The organism is Paenibacillus ihumii (assembly GCF_001403875.1).
In the GTDB taxonomy this organism is placed as follows: Bacteria; Bacillota; Bacilli; order Paenibacillales; family Paenibacillaceae; genus Fontibacillus; species Fontibacillus ihumii.
In genome coordinates, this window is record NZ_LN884299.1 from 4,060,402 (window position 1) to 4,078,954 (window position 18,553).

9 protein-coding genes and 2 pseudogenes are annotated in these 18,553 nt (G+C 49.9%); 2 read left to right on the plus strand and 9 right to left on the minus strand.

Annotated elements, in window-relative coordinates; translation table 11 throughout:
- Window positions 1-58: 58 nt before the first annotated feature.
- Complete coding sequence (locus tag BN2762_RS25445; protein ID WP_055109751.1) at window positions 59-1,189, plus strand: alpha/beta hydrolase; 1,131 nt, start codon at window positions 59-61, stop codon at window positions 1,187-1,189.
- Between the two features lie 203 nt (window positions 1,190-1,392).
- Here the strand turns inward: BN2762_RS25445 and BN2762_RS25450 are convergent, their stop codons facing one another.
- From BN2762_RS25450 to BN2762_RS25460, 3 genes are all read right to left on the minus strand, one after another.
- Window positions 1,393-3,654 carry a beta-glucosidase family protein gene (locus BN2762_RS25450; protein ID WP_055109753.1) on the minus strand — a complete coding sequence of 754 codons (2,262 nt, stop codon included), beginning with the start codon at window positions 3,652-3,654 and terminating at the stop codon, window positions 1,393-1,395.
- A gap of 13 nt (window positions 3,655-3,667) precedes the next feature.
- On the minus strand, window positions 3,668-4,915 hold the full coding sequence (locus BN2762_RS25455) for a PTS sugar transporter subunit IIC (RefSeq protein WP_055109755.1): 1,248 nt from the start codon (window positions 4,913-4,915) through the stop codon (window positions 3,668-3,670).
- A 212-nt stretch (window positions 4,916-5,127) separates the two neighbouring features.
- The gene (locus BN2762_RS25460; protein ID WP_055109758.1) at window positions 5,128-7,623 is read right to left on the minus strand and encodes a GH39 family glycosyl hydrolase; all 2,496 of its coding nucleotides are present in this window, start codon (window positions 7,621-7,623) and stop codon (window positions 5,128-5,130) included.
- 501 nt (window positions 7,624-8,124) lie between these two features.
- On the opposite strand from BN2762_RS25460, the gene BN2762_RS25465 reads away from it, so the two are divergent.
- Window positions 8,125-9,006, plus strand: coding sequence for an alpha/beta hydrolase (locus tag BN2762_RS25465; RefSeq protein WP_055109760.1), 882 nt, complete (start codon window positions 8,125-8,127; stop codon window positions 9,004-9,006).
- Between the two features lie 373 nt (window positions 9,007-9,379).
- Here BN2762_RS25465 and BN2762_RS26405 read toward each other — a convergent pair.
- The 6 genes and pseudogenes from BN2762_RS26405 to BN2762_RS25495 all read right to left on the minus strand — a co-directional run.
- Window positions 9,380-9,957: pseudogene (locus BN2762_RS26405) on the minus strand (FGGY-family carbohydrate kinase); the annotation flags it as partial.
- A gap of 34 nt (window positions 9,958-9,991) precedes the next feature.
- Window positions 9,992-10,180, minus strand: a pseudogene (locus BN2762_RS28260) (SDR family NAD(P)-dependent oxidoreductase); the annotation flags it as partial.
- 737 nt (window positions 10,181-10,917) lie between these two features.
- Window positions 10,918-11,619: a hypothetical protein gene (locus tag BN2762_RS25475; RefSeq protein WP_055109764.1), complete on the minus strand. Its 702-nt coding sequence runs from the start codon at window positions 11,617-11,619 to the stop codon at window positions 10,918-10,920.
- A gap of 1,018 nt (window positions 11,620-12,637) precedes the next feature.
- Window positions 12,638-14,392 (minus strand): cellulase family glycosylhydrolase, encoded by a 1,755-nt coding sequence (locus tag BN2762_RS28265; protein ID WP_055109769.1) that lies wholly within the window; start codon window positions 14,390-14,392, stop codon window positions 12,638-12,640.
- An 88-nt stretch (window positions 14,393-14,480) separates the two neighbouring features.
- Window positions 14,481-16,319, minus strand: a complete 1,839-nt coding sequence (locus BN2762_RS28020; RefSeq protein WP_074048692.1) for a lytic polysaccharide monooxygenase — start codon at window positions 16,317-16,319, stop codon at window positions 14,481-14,483.
- Window positions 16,320-16,391: 72 nt separating this feature from the next.
- Window positions 16,392-18,434 carry a glycoside hydrolase family 44 protein gene (locus BN2762_RS25495; protein ID WP_083485228.1) on the minus strand — a complete coding sequence of 681 codons (2,043 nt, stop codon included), beginning with the start codon at window positions 18,432-18,434 and terminating at the stop codon, window positions 16,392-16,394.
- Window positions 18,435-18,553 lie beyond the last annotated feature (119 nt).

The following is an 18,553-nucleotide window of genomic DNA, read 5'->3' on the forward strand; positions in this document are numbered from 1 at the left end:
ATCCTCTGTTTCTCTTCATCAAGAAGATAGAACAGGAATTAAGGAGTGTGCAGGGATAATGAAGGATTTATGGACTTACGATCAATGCGTTCAATTACTTCATGACGAGACAAGGACCGAGATCCGTAACGGATTGAATATGTTAATCAAAAAGGTACCCGGCTCAGACACTAACAAAGGTGTCCTGGATCCTAGAGTGCGAGCAGTTCTCCAGGAGCAGCTTTTATCTGGCGGTGGTTTGCCGGAAGTAACGGGTGCCGAACATATGGAGATCGAGGATATCCCTATTGCCCAGCTTAGAGCGCAAATGGGTTGCCCGAATAAAGATGTCACCCGTACCAGAATACAAACGAGGGATCTCGATATTAACGGGCAAAATGGAACGATCCCGATTAGGATCTATCGGCCGGAGACTAGCCGTAATCGATTGCCGGGCATTCTTTTTTTTCACGGCGGCGGATTCATGGGAGGAACTGTTGGAGTCATTGAGAATTCCTGCAAAATTCTGGCCGAAAAAGCAAATGCGGCAGTTATTGCGGTAGATTACCGGCTGGCGCCGGAGCATCCCTTTCCAGCAGGAATGACGGACTGCTTCGATACCGTGGAATGGGTATTCCATAATGCCTCACAAATCGATGTGAATCCTGAACAGATTGCCGTAACCGGAGATAGTGCCGGAGGCAATTACTCAACCGTGTGTGCGTTGAAAGATCGTGATCTGGGAAAGAGAATAATCAAGTATCAGGCTCTGATATACCCTTCGGTCAACCTTGCAGAAATCGATACAGATGACCATGCATGGCATATTGAAGAATATACGATAAACAACCATGAGCATAGGGAATTGATCCTGGCGAGCATTTATGGCCTAAAGGATTCTTTGCCGCTTGTTCGCAGAGTGTATTTGCAAGGTAAAACAAGTCCCAGAGACCCTTATGTGTCACCACTGCATGCCGTGGATTTAAGCGATATGCCGGAAACGTTAATCATTACTGCAGAGTATGATAAATTTCGGCTGGAATGCGAGGCCTACGCGAGACGGTTAATACGTTCGGGGGTTAAAACCCAGTTGATTCAATACAACGGCATGGATCATGGTTTTATCGATAAGATCGGGATATACCCTCAGGTGGAAGATTGCATGAATGAAATTGCCCGGCATATAACGCGTTTTTTCTCATGCGCCTAAGCATTTCCGTGTTTTCTTAGTAATCGACGTTCTGGCATCCTGATCTTTAATTCGCATAATTCGCTATAATCGCCATTAAAAAAACACCTCCAGAGCTGTTCTTAGATCTAAGAAGATATAGAACATACTCTAGGAGGTGCTTCAAACGAGACTTGCATTATAAGAACTTCGCCTACATCCAGACCAATGAAATGACTTCCTGCTTACTGTCGTTCGAACTCCGCAATCATCTCTTCGATCACATCATCCGGCGAGCGATCAACGAGCCAGCTCTGACCGAACATCTGAATGATTTTCAGCGCCGGGAAATCGCCCCAGAAACCAACAAACTCCTCGTCGATGACCACTTGCTCGGTGACATGCTTGTTCATTTCCTTGAGACAGTTCTCAAAAATGACTCTGGCCTTCGGCTCGTTAAGCCAGTCATTCACCAGACTGAACTTGTGGAAGGAGATCGGCTCTTGTCCAAAATCGCAAAAGATGCGCTCACGCAGACGGATGTCCCGGGAGGAGCTGCCGACGGCGATTTGGAAATATCCGGTCTCAGCTACCCATTTGTTGTATTTGGTGTTGTAGTACGCAAAGTCGCGTTCTTCAAGTTCAAAGACGACCTCCTGCTTCTCCCCCGGAGCGAGCGCAATTTTCGCAAAGCCCTTGAGCTCCTTCTCTGGACGAACCCATTTGCATTCTTCATCCTGAACATAGAGCTGTACAACCTCTTTGCCTGACATCGTTCCGGTATTCTCCACGGTCAATGACACATGGACTTTTTCGCCCTGCTGAACAGCCTTCAGATCGGAATAAGCGAAGGTCGTATACGACAATCCATGTCCGAACGGGAATTGGGGGGCCAGCTCTTTGCGGTCATAGTACCGGTAGCCGATAAAGAGCCCCTCGCGATAATAGAGCTTGCCGTTCTCCCCGCGTATCCGCATATGCGCCGGATTATCCGACAACTTGACCGGGAAGGTCTCCGACAATTTTCCAGAAGGGTTCACACGCCCGAACAGAATATCGGCAATCGCCCGACCGCTGCCTTGTCCTGTAAGCCAGGAATGGATGACGCCGGGTACATACTGAACCCAAGGATGCATGGCAAGCGCCGAGCCGCTGCTGGTTACGACAATGCAATGCGGTTGAATCTCTGTTACCGCCTTGATCAGCTTCTGCTGGTGCAGAGGAAGCTCGATCGTATCCAGATCATGCATTTCCGATTCAACATATTCCGGCTGACCGACGAACAGTACGGCTACATCGGCCGATGCCGCAAGAGCTGCACTCTCCTGAATCATTTGTTCATCGATACGGTCATCCTGAGGATAACCTTCAGCATAGACCATTTCGACCTTGTCGCCCACGATATTCTTCATTTCATCCCACGGAACATCCACGCGGGTTGGCGTTACCTTCGCACTGCCTGCGCCCTGGATTCGCGGCTGTTTGGCGAATTTCCCGATCACGGCCACTTTAGAGATCTTCCCGGAATCCAGTGGAAGAATGCGATTGTCATTCTTCAACAGGACGATACTCTCAACTGCAGCCTTGCGTGCCAGCTCATGGTAGTCGATGCTCGAAGCTGCAGCCTCCGCCTTCGGCTCCGTTGTTTTGCGAACAAGCTCAATAATGCGGGCTGCGGATCTGTCGACAACAGCTTCATCCAGTTTACCGTCTTGAACGGCCTCGACAATCGCTTTGGTGTTGTAGTAAGCAGGGCCAGGCATTTCAAGGTCAAGCCCTGCACCCAAGCCGCGAATCCGGTCATTGACAGCTGTCCAGTCGGAAATCACTACACCTTCATATCCCCATTCTTCACGCAAAATATCATTCAGCAAATGCTCATTCTCACTGGTGTAGGTGCCGTTCAACAGATTATAAGAGCACATGACGGTCCATGGATCGGCTTTTTTCACGATACGCTCGAAAGCGCTCAAATATATTTCGCGCAATGTCCGTTCGTCGACCTCGGAGCTGGTTACGATCTTCTCGAATTCCTGGTTGTTGCAGGCAAAATGCTTCACGGAAGCGCCGACCCCCTGGCTCTGCAAGCCTTTCACGAACGCGGCTCCAAGCTCACCCGACAGGCATGGATCCTCCGAATAATATTCAAAATTCCGTCCGCCGAGCGGAGTACGCTTCATGTTGATGCCCGGCCCCAGAAGCAGCTCAACTCCCATCTCGCGTCCTTCAATGCCAAGCGCAACGCCGAGCTCATGCAGCAGATCCGTATTCCAGGACGAGCCGATCGCCGAGCCCGTCGGGTAGCAGGTGGCGGGAATATTCTCCCCGGTGACCCCCATTTCCTCATCGCTGTTCGTCTTGCGAATTCCATTCGTACCATCATACATATGAATGGCTGGAATTCCATGTTGTTCGAAGCCCTTCGTCATCCACATATTAAGTCCGGCGCATAATGCCGCCTTTTCTTCTAGCGTCATCTCTGCGAGCAATTCTTTGGTTGATTTCATCGTCTTCTCTCTCCTATCCTTGGACTATTTCAGCAGCAAGCTGTTCCTTCTTTAACTCTTGCTTGTCGTACACTTTGAAGAACGGGAACCAGACAAGGAACATCTGAAGCAATACTATCACTAGAAGCACGACGCCCTTGAAGCCGGTTAAAATATACGTTGATATGCCGATCGGCGTGTACCAGAGCTGGAATACTTTACTCGGGATATCTACAAGCCCGAGATCAAGCACGACATAAACAATGATCGGCGTAATGATGCCGTTAATCCACATCGGGATCATCAGAATCGGGTTGAAGGCAACCGGCGCTCCGTAAATGACCGGTTCGTTGATATTGAACAGGGAGGGTACAATCGTTGCCTTCCCGATCGATTTCAGTTTTTTCGATTTAGCGAACAGAAACCAGACGATTAGCGGCAGCGTGGCCCCGAGGCCGCCAACCCCGACCCAGCCGGAGAAGAAGGTCTCGAACGTATTGATATTGACGGGCTCCATCCCTTGAGCAACGAGCGATGCGTTCTGTTCGATCGCCGGAATCCAGATCGAGTAGAAGATCGGTGTCATCACCCACGGACTGACGCCGAAGGAATAGAGCAGAACTCCGATGAAGTTGAACAGAACGAAGCCCGCAAGAGTCTGGCTGATCGTTTGCAGCGGATTGAAGATGGTAACGATCAGATTGAACATATCAAAATGCAATTGATAGGTCAGAACCCAGCCGATGACCAGGATCAGGGCAATCGGGACAAGGAAATCGAACCAGTCCTTGATAAACTCAGGCAATGTCGTATCTTTTTTGAAAAAGGAAAATCGATTGAAAGCATTGATAATGACAGCAACAAATACGCCGACCAAAAGCGCCGTAACCATTCCCGAAGGCCCGAAGCGTTCAAGAACGAATTGTACCGTTCCGTCTTCATGGAAGGTTGGCTTGAGCAGCATCAGGAACAAGGATAAGCCAGTTGCACCCGCAATGAGCTTAATCTTGTCATGTCCCTTCTTCTGCATGACGATATATGGCGTTAAAAAGGCAATAAAAATCCCGAGCAATCCGAAGCTGAACGTCGTGATTGGTGTCAAATCGGGCATACCCGGGATGAAATCATTCAGAATGGATACTAGCGTAATTAGTGATCCAATGAAGATCATCGGCAAGGTTACCATGATCGCTTCCTGAATGGAGTCCACCCAGACATTCTTCGTAAATGCTTCTAAGCGCGGGGCGAAATTCTCTTCCATCCACTTCATTAGACGCTGCATGAAGATTCCTCCTATATCGTTAGGCTTGGCCTTGATTACTTACATGCTCATTGTAACCAAATGCTGATAGCGCTTTCTTGTCGTTCCTTGTCCTGAGCAGGTGTGTTTTTTGCCGTCTTGGCTGCCCCCTAACTAAGATGCTGCAAACGCTGTACTGATATACAGCAAAAAACACCTCTTCATTTGAAGAGGTGTTCCGAAACTCTTTGATATCAATACTGGGGCTCCAGGTTCAGCAGCAGCAGGCCATGCGGAGGGACGACATAGGTAAGCTCAATGCGCTCTGTCTCATGGATCATGGCGATTTGCATTTCCGGAACACTCCTATACTGCAAAAATCGCAGCTCTTCCTCTGTCGGATTATCCGGTGCCCCTAAGCGCAGCCACTCGTCGAAGACCGATCCGTGTTCGCGATCCAGCCGATAGCTTGTCCATTTATAGGGTTGCTTCAGCCCGTCCAGCTTCAGATGGAATGAACGGTTGCCTTTTTCCTCAAAAACGGTATACCGGCTGTCCTCCGTCAATCCCGACCAGTCACCGCTGGCGAAGAGCTGATCCACATGGGTGTAATTATACATCAATATTTGCAGGCTTCCGTTTCGGCCCTTCGTTACGATATAACCATCGCCTCGGGATACAATACGATCGCCCAGCTTGGCCAACAGCTCAAAGGCGTAATAACTAGGCTTCTTCAAGCCGTTACGATTCATAAGACCGAAGCCCCCGTACAAAATCGAAGCGGCCGCTGGGCTCTCCTCAAATACGTCCGTAAACGACCAGAAGGCAATAGAACGCAATGTACCTAAGGTATGCAGCGCATGATGAACGACAAACGCGCCCATGAACATCGTATCGTGAATCAGGTTACGGTCATAGAGTGAGAAATTCCATTCCGTCATATGAAGCTCCAGCTCCGGCATAGCTGTCCCTGCAAGCTTCAACCTGAGCCGCTTCACACTGTCCATATAGAAAGAAGGAGGCATAATCGTCGTAAGCTTAGCCTGTTCCTCTTTCTGATTCGGATATTCCGAATAGACATGGAATGAGAAGAAGTCGATCGGTGCCTGCCTGCTGCTGCAGAAAGCAATGAATTCCTCAGCCCAGTCGTCGTTCCAGAGGGAGCCGTAGCCCATAGCAGGGCCGCCTACGCGGAGCTGGGGAGAAATCGATTTGACAGCGGCTGCCGTCTCGGCATAGAACTCAAAAAATTCCTGCCTGGAGCCCGCCCAGCATACCCCCGAAAGATCGGGCTCATTCCATATTTCAAAATACCATGTCGATACTTCCTCCAGTCCATAACGGTTCAAGCAGTGGCGCACAAATTCCCGGACCAGCGCATTCCACCTATTCTGGTCTTTCGGCGGAGCAATATGCCCTTTCCACCAGAAGATCGTTTCCTTCGAGCGGGCAAGCGCCGAAGGCATGAAGCTCAGGGCAACGAACGGGCGGCAGCCTGCCCGAAGCAGGAAATCGTACAGCTTGTCGACATAAGCCCAATTATAGACAGGCTCGCCGTCCTCCGTCTCCGAATACACCATCATCTCATCATTAAAAATGCCGTGAAAGCGGATATGCGAGAACCCGAGTCTGCGCTGAAGCTCCAGAAATTGCTCCTGCCAATCAGCACGAAGTCCTTCAGCCGCCCTCCCGGCCGTGGTGAGCCAGCCCCAATGCTTCGTGTAAGGAGTGCCTGCTGCTTCAGCGTTGATGAGAATCTCAGTCTGATCGTAAACGACGCTAGATGCTGGAGATATGACCGCAGATTGTTGAGCCGGCTCCAAATACCGATAAAGCGATTCCATAGCCTGAATCGTATCGACCTCATAATAATCGGCACTTGGCGATTCCTCGTAAGTCAGCGGTAAGCGTGTGGGATCTGCGGATTTTGCCTCCATAACAGTCTCGCGAAAAGCCCCAGGGGTAGAATCGTATTTTTCTTTAAAATATTTATTGAACTGCTTGACGTTCGCAAAGCCGCAATCGAGAGCGATTTGCGTTACGCTGTGCTTCGTATTCATCAATGCATTGACTGCTTTCTCCAAGCGGACAGAAGTCAAATACTTCTGGAACGGAATACCGATTTTATCGCTGAAAAAATGAGAGAAATAATGCAGGCTTAAATGCTCCTGATCGGCAATGGATTGCAGCGTAATCTTCTGGCTGTAATTTCGGTCGATAAATTCCAACACGCGATTCAGGCGCTGATAATCATAATCCTTGTCGCTGCTCCGCTTCTCTTCAGTCATGTGGATGGAGAAGTAGCGCATGAGATGTCCAGCCAGCAGGTGCAGAAGGCCCATCGAATAATTCCGGCTTCCCTGCTTCTTCTTGCTGGCTTCCCAGGTCATTTGCGCCAGGTAGCGGCGAATTTGATCATAGATGTCCCTGTTCTCCGGCATTTGGTACAAAGAATTGCAGAGCACTGCCCTATGCTCATCTAGCAGCTCCGGGCTAAATTGGAGCGTAAGCAGCACGTTATCCTGGTTTGAGCGCTCGATCTGATGAACGGACATGCTGTTCATGACGATAATATCGTCCTGGCTCAGCTCATAACTCCGCTGGTCGAGATGAATCGTGACCTCGCCCTGCAGGACATAGATAATCTCAACTTCCTTATGCCAATGAAAAGGGACGTACGCGACGCTGTTTACGAACAGCCTGATCGGCAGATCCTCTTGATAATTGATAAATTCGTAGAGATAGTTCATCGGCAAGGACTCCTTTTACACTTTATAGACGATGTTCGCTCCCCTCTAACTTGCAGCAAGCTAATGAGGAAGAACCCTCTTTATTCTTGAGGTTCAAAGCTATTTTATTCGTACAAGGACTGCTCTATGGAACTATTGAAGCATATTTCGACTCCCAGTGAAATAAAAAAGAAAGCCCTTGAAGAATTCAGGGCCTGGCTCAATCGTTTCTTTTCGTTTGCGGTATAACTGCTTGCCGTCCCGACTTAGCCAAGAGGAAATTTACATTATTTACTAAATGTGGTAATATTATTTTGAAATCGTTAACCTTGTGGCCATGCGCGGCTTGCTTCCTGCAAAATTGCCGCTGGTCTCGAAAGGGGGAGCCGCCACTGTTTTGATAGGAGTTACATTTCATATAGTAGTAAGGAGATTAGCTGCTAAGAGAGTAACAGAACTGAAGCACACACACATTCATAACTCACTCCAATCTGCCATCTAAAAACAAGGAGGACAAGTGAAATGAAAAAACTTTTTACTCTCGTTGTGCTCATTACGCTGCTCGTCCCATCGATGTCCTATGCCCAATCTCCAACGCAAAATACAAGCGGTCCCGCCGCCGCATCTTCCGGTGGAAGCGTAGTCCCGGCACCCCAGGGATACGACGCTTACCGTCATAATATTCCTCACGGAAATGTGCAGCAAATTTCCTATTATTCTACAACAGTAGGCAAAACACGGAATGCAATGGTCTATACTCCTCCGGGCTATACAACGTCGCAAACCTATAATGTCCTCTACTTGCTGCACGGCATTGGCGGGGATCAATATGAATGGCTCAATCAGATGAACCCTAGAAATATTTTAGACAACCTGTACGCGGATAAAAAGCTGGAGCCGATGATTGTTGTGTTCCCGAACGGCCGCGCCATGCAGGATGATCGTCCAATCGGCGATATTTTTGCACCGGACAAGGTAGCTGCCTTCGAAACCTTCGAGTTTGATCTGATCAACGACCTCGTCCCTTACATTGACACTCATTTTCCGGTATATGCCAATAATCAGCATCGAGCTTTGGCTGGTCTGTCAATGGGCGGCGGACAATCGCTGAACTTCGGGTTAAAGCATTTGGACAAATTCTCCTGGATTGGCGCATTTTCATCCGCCCCTAATACAAAGCCGGCGTCGCAGCTCATCACCAACCCGTCCCAGACAGCCGGTCAACTAAACCTGCTATGGCTGTCTTGCGGCGCGTCGGACAATCTGCTGTGGGTAAGTCAAAACTTTCATAACAGCCTGGATTCCATGAATATTCCCCACATGTGGTATCTCGATGTCGGCGGGCATGAAGGTAAGGTATGGAGCAGCGGGCTCTATCAATTCTCTCAGCGTATTTTCAAATAGCTTCATGACACACTTCAAATAACCCCAGGAATGCTGCGGCATTTCTGGGGTTATTGCTTTGCTCGGCCACCGGATTCCCCTCATAGCTAATCCAATTACTCCAGCTTTATCTGCCCGCGGAAAGTGTCCTCAGCGCGGGTCGGGCGAGCCACGGGAGGGGTCGCCTGCAGCGGGGTTGGACTTGGGATACACGGACAATACGATTGCGACGGGCTTCGTCAACCTTGCGCTTGTCACCCGGGAACGTAAGAACAGTAGTGCGGCGAATCGGCCCGGAACCGCACTTGGCGGGCTTTGCGTCACCCTTATGATGCTCGTGTGGGCCACGTACGGACAGCAAAAGGGAGCAGCCCGAAAGCCACTCCCACTAGCCTCATTTCTTCCAATTTTCTACAAAATGATCTACCGCTGCCTGCTCAATGGCCAGCCCTTCCGTGTAACGCTCCATAAACAAGGCAAAGCCATTCACATCTGCGCTGTCAGGATAAACCTCTTGTACTTCTTCATCATTGAACACTTTAGTGGCAAGGTACTCAGCCAAGCCCTCGTGCTGCTCCTTATTAACCATATAGGATGCCAAAATGGCCATGCTCCATGCGCCGCCCTCACCAGCCGTAGACATGACCGAAACAGGAACATTCAGTGCTGCGGCACATATTTTTTGACCGACTAGTGGCGGTTTAAACAATCCGCCATGCGCCAAAATACGGTCAATCGTTACATGCTCCTTCTGTGTCAAAATATCCATCCCCAGCCTTAGTGCAACAAACGCGGTAAACAGATGTACCCTCATAAAGTTAGCCAGATTGAAGCGGCTTTCTGGAGAACGAACAGCGGACGACCTTTTGCAAGCCCGGTAATGTTCTCGCTTGTAATGTTCTCCCTTGTAATGTTCTCGCTTGAATAGTAGCCGTAGCTCAGCAATCCGCGGCCATCAGCATCTGCTTCAATACAACCTTGATTCGTGCGGATCCAAATTCAATGCCAAGTGGGGGTGAAGGGTGAATGCTTTCCCTCCATTGTGCTCAATCTCGCGAAAGACTTCTTCTGCGTCCCCCCGATTCTTGCCATGATGAACGGCTACCAAGGCGCCTTCCTGCCCCAAACGCAGCACGATGACACGTCCAATCCTCCGACTCGCACCTGTAACGAGAGCGATTTTTCCACTTGATATTTTATCAACTCATCCTCTTATTTCAATTTCAGTTATAGTACAGGATTTCAGTTATAGTACAGGAGGGATTTCAAAATGTTGCTCCTATATTCCCATATCCTCGTGCAGAAAAAGAAGGGAAACAGGCAAAAAACTGCTGACAAGCTTCATATGGCACACGTATTATCCACCTGAACACGCCTTGTCTTCCTGAACACGTATTATCCACCCGAACACGTATTACCTACCCGAACATGTATAATCCACCTGAACACCCATTACCTACCTGAACATGTATAATCCACCTGAACACCCATTACCTACCTGAACATATATAATCCACCTGAACACCTATTACCTACCTGAACGCGTATTATTCACCTACTATCCACCTACTATCCACCTACTATCCACCTGAACATGTATTCCACATGAACACCTGTTATTCTGTATAATTTTTCGTATAGAATTATCGAAATAAGCATAAAATAATAAATTCTATTTGATTTTTCATACAGATTCGTCCATTTTGCCTACTCAATGTAAATTCTATATGAATTTTCATATACAATCGCACAATGTCTCTTGAATCAGTCGAATCGGGCAAACCGATCGACCCAAGGCGAACAATAAAGCCAAGAGACCACACGAGCCACACGAGCCAAACGAACCGATCGAGCCAAACGAGGCAAACGAACCGATCGAACCTAATCAATCGATCCGATCCAGAGCAATTATATTCATCCCATTCCAATCGCTCAGACCAAATCCGGACTTTGGATGGAACCGACATATTCGTAGTAGATGACCCGCCCAGACGCGCCTCTTGCTACGGCTCTAAACTTCCCCTTCTCCACTAATAAGCGGCAATATTTAATGACCGTCATCGTATGCAGTTCCAGCTCCCTTGCCGCTTCGGTTGGGCGAATGACACGATTATGGCGAATGGCTGCCCGCATCAAATCTCGTTCGATTTTGGAATAAGGTCTTGAAACCTGTCTTTTAGCACCAAATCTCCCTTTAGAACCAAACTCCGCCGCCAGATATGGAGATAAAATGTTCCGCAATGCGGACAGAATGAACGAAGGATTCTCTTTCAACTCATCCAGAGAGATGTAGTAGACCGAACAGTCTTGAGCCTGAAGAAAGAGCCCTCGGTTCAAATCCCTTCTATACTTGGTTCGGTCTGTACCGTGGGAGCCAAAATCCATGACTTCAAAAATAATACGTACGGCTCCTATAACCCACATAAAATCTACAAAGTAGGATCTCCCCCGCCAATCCTTGACTTCATACTCAGGATGCAATCCGTGAAAATGTCCGGTAAGCGGCCACCATATACGTTCAACGAACAAACGATTCCCGTAGCCATGACCGCGTTTTAGAGCATCGAGACGCTCTCCTCTTCTTCGTCTAAGATGATCGCTCATCCATTTATCGTGTTCCATTTGAAAACTCATTCCCTTCCTCCCTTTCTCTCCTTTTTTCTAACAAATATAAAAAAAGCCGACTCCTTTCACATCGAAAGGTAGCCGGCATTCTTTACCGCTAAAGAGCTGTATGATAATGATACTCATAGTGTGTCATAAACTTTAGAGGTGTGCAACAAGATAAGGGGAACGAGCAGCTTTTATTGTCATCTACAAAGGCTGTGACGGATTGCGAACAACATTCAACAATCTTCAAACAATAATCATCTTGGATCTCCCTTCCGGGTTCTACTTGCTTTACTTCGCCTTATGTTGATATTTTATTTAGTTTGACTAATAAGACTTAGTTCACCAATAAATCAAAAAGATGACAGCAATAAACTCAATACATAAGTCTGAGACGAAAGGCCGCGTTGGGCACGGATTTGTGGCTGTGATTGGCTACTGTTGGTGGGGCTTATGGCGGGCTGTCGGTAGGCTGTTGATGACTGTCGGTGACTCTATCAGTGACTCTGTTGGTGGGCTGTCGGTGACTGTTGGTGACTGTCGGTGACTCTGTTGGCGACTCTGTTGGTGACTCTGTTGGTGACTCTGTTGGCGACTCTGTTGGCGACTCTGTTGGTGACTCTGTTGGCGACTCTGTTGGCGATTCTATCAGTGACTCTGTTGGTGACTCTGTTGGTGACTGTTGAAGCCTTCTTTGGCTTTTTGTCCTTGCTTCCACATACTAGTGAGCTTCGTCTGTTCTGTATGATTTATCGTATACAATTATTAAAAAAAACGCTAAATGATAAATTGTATTTGATTTTTCATACAGATCTATCTATTTTGCCTGTTCAACGTAAAATCTATATGAAAATTCATATACAACCGCAAGACGAATCCATCGAATCAGCAATAGAGCCGCAGATATCCCTAGTAATGTCAAAATAAGATGGGCAAATCTTAATAATTGCTCTAAAGCTGCTCGATCATTCATCTCATCCGTATATGTCCAGAAAGACAACAAGGAGCCCGCGGGCTCCTTGTACTGTTTTTGATCGACTTTTTAAGGCGTCGTGCCCCATACCAAAGTTCCGTTTTGATACAGCGTTACACGATTCCAATCCACAAAAGCGGTTTTCGACCCATCGTAAGAATAGTCGTTCTCTTCATTGAAATTCGACCAATCGGCTTTGGACATCCTCAGTTGGATGTCGCCCGTTTGTCCGCCTGCCGGGATCGAACCTGCCGCTGCGCTAAAGCTCAGCTCAACGTAAGTGTCCGTATTACTGCCGGTAAAGCTCGCGAATGCCGCGCTAATATGGCTAGCGCCGATTTGTGCCCAGTCGATTGATGCGTTCATATCCGCGGAGCCGTCTTTCGTGAAGTAATAGCGAAGCTTGAGGCCGCTCAGGTTGACGGGGGCCGTACCATTGTTCTTGATGTTGAAGGTTGGCCTGATTTGGTTATCCGTAGCGCTGGTGTCGCCAACTTTGTATTGCACAACAAGATTCCCCGCATTGTTGCCGCTGCTTGCCGGCGTTGCGCTCGCTTGCGCCGAGTTCGCGCTGCTCCCTGCGCTATTGGATGCGCTGACGACATAATAATACGTCGTGCCATTCGTCAGCCCAGTGTTCGTATAGCTCGTCCCTGTCAAACCAGTCGCCACGTTCGTGTACGGGCCGCCGCTCGTCGTTGCTCGCTTCACGGTATAGCTCGTCGCCCCGCTAACGGCGTTCCAGGTTAATGATACCTGGGCGTTGCCGGCTGTTGCCGAGAGGCCGGTCGGCGCAGCTGGTGCAGTTGGATTGCCGCTGCCTCCTCCAGTTGCTTGCCGGATTTGATCGCGAACCCATTTGCCTGATTCCGACAATTGGGCATCGGTCCAGCCGCCCGTCGTCGAAGCGCCGGGAAGAAGGGCTGCGGAAGACTCGTCCTTATCGGCCAGCGACCAGTTCACCCAGCTGATCTTCCGAGCATTCAAGAAGTCGATCCACTCCTTGGATTGAGGCAAATACGGTCCGCCGTTCCCGGATGCGTCACTAGTGCCCCACTCGCTAACGAAAATCGCCGCTCCTTTGTTCATTGCATAGGTAATTCGGTCTCTCAAAAAATGTCCATGCGTGCCTGCATAGAAATGAAGCGCATACATGACATTGCTGTGTGAGACCGGATTGTCGGCCGCCAGATGAATATCCTGGCTCCAGGTCGGACTGCCGACGATAACCACTCCGTCCGGATCAATCGCGCGAATGGCCGTAATTACTTCTTCCGCATACGACTTGACCTCTGCCCAGGACACATTCCCATTGGGCTCGTTTGCGATTTCATAGATTACATTCGGCGTGTTGCCGTACAATGTAGCCATCTCCTGGAAGAACGCTTTTGCTTGCGTCTTGTACGTATTCGGATTGCCGTCAAACAAGATATGCCAATCAATAATGACGTACAAGCCCAGGTCGATGGATGCCTCAACCGCTTCCTTCACCTTGTCCTTGACAGACGGATTCGTAATGTAACCATCTTCGGCCGTATACATAGCGGCGCGGAAGACGTTGATGCCCCAGTTATCTCTCATCCATTGCAACGATGATTTGTTGACAAAGTTGCCATACCACTGCAATCCATGGGAGCTCATGCCAACCAGTTGAACCGCTTGACCGGACTGTCCTACCAATTGATTGCCCTGAACTTTTAATTGGCCGAAAGGAACAGCCGGAGCGGCATAGCCTTTGGAAGCGCCCACAGGCAGCAATAAACCAAGCGCCAAGACCAGTGTCAATAACAAGCGGCCAGATTGCCGAATTGTATGAATCCGCATGATACAACCTCCTGATATCTACTTTTTGGTCATGCGAGAGATCCGCATGACACAGATCTCTCGCACAAATTATTTAACATTCCATAGTTTAGGGCTCATTCCCCCATACAGCCGTACCATTCTGATACAGAACGACCCGGCTCCAGTCCGCGAACGCTGTCTTCGTCCCATCGAACGAGTAGTCGTTCGCCTCGTTGAAATTCGACCAGTCCGCCTTGGACAGGCGCAGCTGGATTTCGCCGGATTGGCCGTCTGCCGCAATCGAGCCTGCGCCGGACGAGAAGCCCAGCTCCACGTACGTATCCGAATCCGTACCGGTATGGTTGCCGAACGAAATCTGAATGTTGCTCGCACCGAGCTGTGCCCAGTCGATTGAGCCGTTCATCGCCGCAGAACCTTCTTTGGTGAAATAGTAGCGGATTTTAAGCGTGCTTAGATCGACAGCCGAAGTGCCATTATTTTTGATGTTGAAGTGAGGCTTGATCTGGTTGTCGGTTGCATTCGTATCGCCTGCTTTATACTGCAACACGAGGTTCGAGGCGATAGGATCACCCGCCGGCGTTGCGCTCACTGGCGCGGAGTCCGGGCTCTGACCCGCGCTGTTCGACGCGCTGACGACGTAATAATACGTCGTGTCGTTCGTCAAGCCGGTGTTCGTGTAGCTCGGTGTCGTCAGGCCCGTCGCCACGTCCATGTACGGACCGCCGCTTGTTACCGCCCGCTTCACCGTATAGCTCGTCGCGCCGCTCACCGCGTTCCAGCTCAAGGATACCTGCGCATTGCCGGCTGTCGCCGTCAAGCCAGCCGGTGCCGCAGGAACTTCCGTGCCGGCCGCCGGCGTCGCGCTCGCTTGCGCGGAGTTCGGGCTCTGACCCGCGCTGTTCGACGCGCTGACGACGTAATAGTACGTCGTACCGTTCGTCAAGCCGGTGTTCGTGTAGCTCGGTGTCGTCAGGCCCGTCGCCACGTCCATATACGGACCGCCGCTTGTTGTCGCCCGCTTCACCGTATAGCTCGTTGCACCGCTCACCGCGTTCCAGCTCAAGGATACCTGAGCATTGCCCGCCGTCGCCGTCAGGCCCGCCGGTGCCGCAGGAACTGTCGGGTTGCCCGTGGCCGGGCCGATCTGCTGCCAGACTTCGTGCAATCCGGGCTCCTGTCCTTGCGTCCACCATCTTGCTTGCCAAATAGAACCTTTGTGAACGACTTGCTCACCTGGATTGTAAGGACGGATCGGGCTCCAGTCGCGGATATCCCCGAAACGATTCGGATCACCAGGATGTCCTGGAGCCGGCGTAGTCGGTTGCGAAGGGTCGATCGTCAAATTCACGTCAATGACTTGATAAAAAGCATTTACAGTATCAAAAATATCCCATACCCCGACTATGACATAATAGCCGGTCCGATCGTTTGGTATGAAACAGTCATGCTCCACGGCCATCGGCGGTAACGCGCCATTATCCTCGTATCTGCAGAACAGCTCGAGATCCGAGCGCTTCAGCGGGGAATTCGGATCCCAGCCTTTCTTCGTAATATAGTAATCCCAATAGTTGGTGCTATGGTTCGCTACCATATCCCAATGGAAAGTAAAAGGCCCGCCTTTCATATTGATTTTGTTCCAGCGGTTTTCGGTCTGAACATCAAGCTCCGGGTATTTGCTTCCTCCCGCAATCTGGCCGTCGGGTACGCCGATTTCCGGAAAATCGCCGCGCCCCTCAATACTCCATGGCTCATACATAACTGCACCGCAGCCTGTATTGATCCCGTCATAACACAAGTCGGAACGACTGTTCTCTATCCAACCGTGCGCTGAAGCGCGATCGGCAAATAGCAACGAGCATACGATCAACATTAGCGCTGCACCCGCAGCCATCATCAGCAATCTGAGTTTTGACGGTTTATGATGCATGAGTAATTGATTTGCCATATAAATAACCTCCATTCATTTGTAAATCTGAATGATATTCCGGAGCGCTATGGAGCGCTCCGATGATTTCTCTTACGGCTCGTTCCCCCATACAACCGTTCCATTCTGATACAGCACGACTCGATTCCAGTCAGCGAACGCCGTCTTAGTCGGATCGAACGAGTAATCGTTCGCCTCGTTGAAGTTCGACCAGTCCGCCTTGGACATCCGCAGCTGGATTTCGCCGGATTGACCGCCCGCCGCAATCGAGCCTGCGCCGGACGAGAAGCCCAGTTCCACGTACGTATCCGAATCCGTGCCATTATGGTTGCCGAACGAAATCTGAATGTTGCTGCCGCCGAGCTTGGCCCAATCGATCCAGCCGTTCATCGCCGCAGAGCTGTCTTTGGTAAAATAATAGCGCAGGGTAAGAGAACTCATATCTACAGGACTGGTCCCTTTATTAAGAATATTGAAATGCGGCTTGATCTGGTTGTTGGTTGCATCATTGCGGTCACCGTCCTTATACTGCACGACGAGATCGGAGTTGACCGGTTCCGCACTATCCGCTTTCAGAACAATGTGGTAAGCGGACAAGGGAGGAAGCGTGTACGTGAATTGATTGTTGTTGATGTTCGTTACAGCTGCTTGTTCCATAATGTCGGACCCGGTTTGATCGAAGCCCCATACTCTCCCGGATGTGTAGGTCTTATCACCAGACAGCTGGAAAGTAGCGTTGATCGGATCGTCGAAATTTTTATTCAGCACGATCAGGTGAAGCTCGTCCTTTTCCTCGTCAGTAACCGAAGCGTATATCGAGCTGTTCTCCGTATCGGATGTAACGGCGTTCACTTTGATCGAGCCGAACCCCGATTTGTTGCCGTCGTAGTTTCGATACAGCTTATAAGCAGCGCTTGTATAATCGGTATCATCCTCCGTCTGCCAGTAATTCGCAGCATAAAGGCCATATTTTCCGAAAATGCCGAGCGCGTCCGCCGTAGCAATGCCTCCCGAAATGTGATTGTCCCCGCCGTAGCTGAACTCAGTGATCGCCAGCTTCGTGCCCGGATAGTATGTCTGAATCGAAGATTGCAGCTTCGGAATTAATGGCAGGTAGTTCGAAAACCATGTGCCGATCCAGCTGTCTTCCTGATAAGTCGGATCCCATAGCGATCTTGGCGCTTGAACGCGAGCCTTCTGCGTATCGATATTGCCGGCTCCGCCAAAGACGATTCTCTGGCCTCCGCCCTGTGCTTCCGGGTACCAGTGGACATCCAGCACATCGAGCAATCTTTCGCCATTCTGCGTATGGGCATTCTTCATCTGATCCAGATAGTAGTCGATAAACCAACTGTAGTCGCCTTGCAGGCTCGGCCAATCCGGAGCGTCCTGAAGCGACAAAAATGCTCCGAAACCGTAAAGGGCAGGACCGAATATTTCGGCATGCGGATCGACGTTCTTCACCGCCTTTGACAAGTCGATGCTCTTAGCGACGAGCTCCGCTGCTTGTACCTGCTCCGGATGAATCCTTGGATGCGTCTCAGACCAGAGCGCCGGCTCATTATCCAGCGAATACGCTTGGATGCCTGTTGACGTTGAAGCGTTTCCATAACGGTTGACCAGGAAGTTAACTTCTTCATCCATATATACTTGTCCGTCGTTCAGATCAGGCTGAAGGGTGAACGGCGCATTCTTGGCAAACTCGACCTTATCCCAACGAGGTGACGGGGCCGTCTCACTCTCGTCAACCGGACCGTTCTTGTCCCGGGACACATAGCCCGCCATTTGCAGCGTTACAATGGAGTAAGCCCCATTCTCCAAAGATTTGTCGTGAAAAGCGGTAACAACCGCTCCCGGCTCGTCGCAGTCGGTTTCCGAAACACCGCCGTTGCCGCAGAGAAAATCATCGCTGTAATGAAGCCAGTCCCTACCGGCACTGGATGCGTTGTTCTCCCAGTTGTAACCCGTCAGTCTATTGCCTCCGAGCCTGCGGGATGACCAGTTCTCCGTCCCGCTCAAATCCTGATTGGTTCCATAAATAAATGGGCTGATCGGCGCTCGCTCCGACTGCGTATTGATCGTGAAAGTGACGTTGCTCTCAGCTGCATTTACGGAAGCGGGCATCGGTATGGTCATTGTCAAGGAAACGGCCAGCGCCGCAGTGACGAACAGCCGCTTTCTTTGTCTTGTCTTCAATATTGATCCCTCCCAGGAATATTCATTTCAGCAAGGGATACCGCCAGTCCGCCCTGAAC

What these genes read in the sequence shown, in the direction of transcription:
- BN2762_RS25445 (WP_055109751.1), top strand. Translation starts at nt 59, where the DNA reads ATGAAGGATTTATGGACTTACGATCAATGCGTTCAATTACTTCATGAC.
- BN2762_RS25450 (WP_055109753.1), bottom strand. Translation starts at nt 3,654, where the DNA reads ATGAAATCAACCAAAGAATTGCTCGCAGAGATGACGCTAGAAGAAAAG.
- BN2762_RS25455 (WP_055109755.1), bottom strand. Translation starts at nt 4,915, where the DNA reads ATGCAGCGTCTAATGAAGTGGATGGAAGAGAATTTCGCCCCGCGCTTA.
- BN2762_RS25460 (WP_055109758.1), bottom strand. Translation starts at nt 7,623, where the DNA reads ATGAACTATCTCTACGAATTTATCAATTATCAAGAGGATCTGCCGATC.
- BN2762_RS25465 (WP_055109760.1), top strand. Translation starts at nt 8,125, where the DNA reads ATGAAAAAACTTTTTACTCTCGTTGTGCTCATTACGCTGCTCGTCCCA.
- BN2762_RS25475 (WP_055109764.1), bottom strand. Translation starts at nt 11,619, where the DNA reads ATGAGTTTTCAAATGGAACACGATAAATGGATGAGCGATCATCTTAGA.
- BN2762_RS28265 (WP_055109769.1), bottom strand. Translation starts at nt 14,392, where the DNA reads ATGCGGATTCATACAATTCGGCAATCTGGCCGCTTGTTATTGACACTG.
- BN2762_RS28020 (WP_074048692.1), bottom strand. Translation starts at nt 16,319, where the DNA reads ATGGCAAATCAATTACTCATGCATCATAAACCGTCAAAACTCAGATTG.
- BN2762_RS25495 (WP_083485228.1), bottom strand. Translation starts at nt 18,434, where the DNA reads ATGACCATACCGATGCCCGCTTCCGTAAATGCAGCTGAGAGCAACGTC.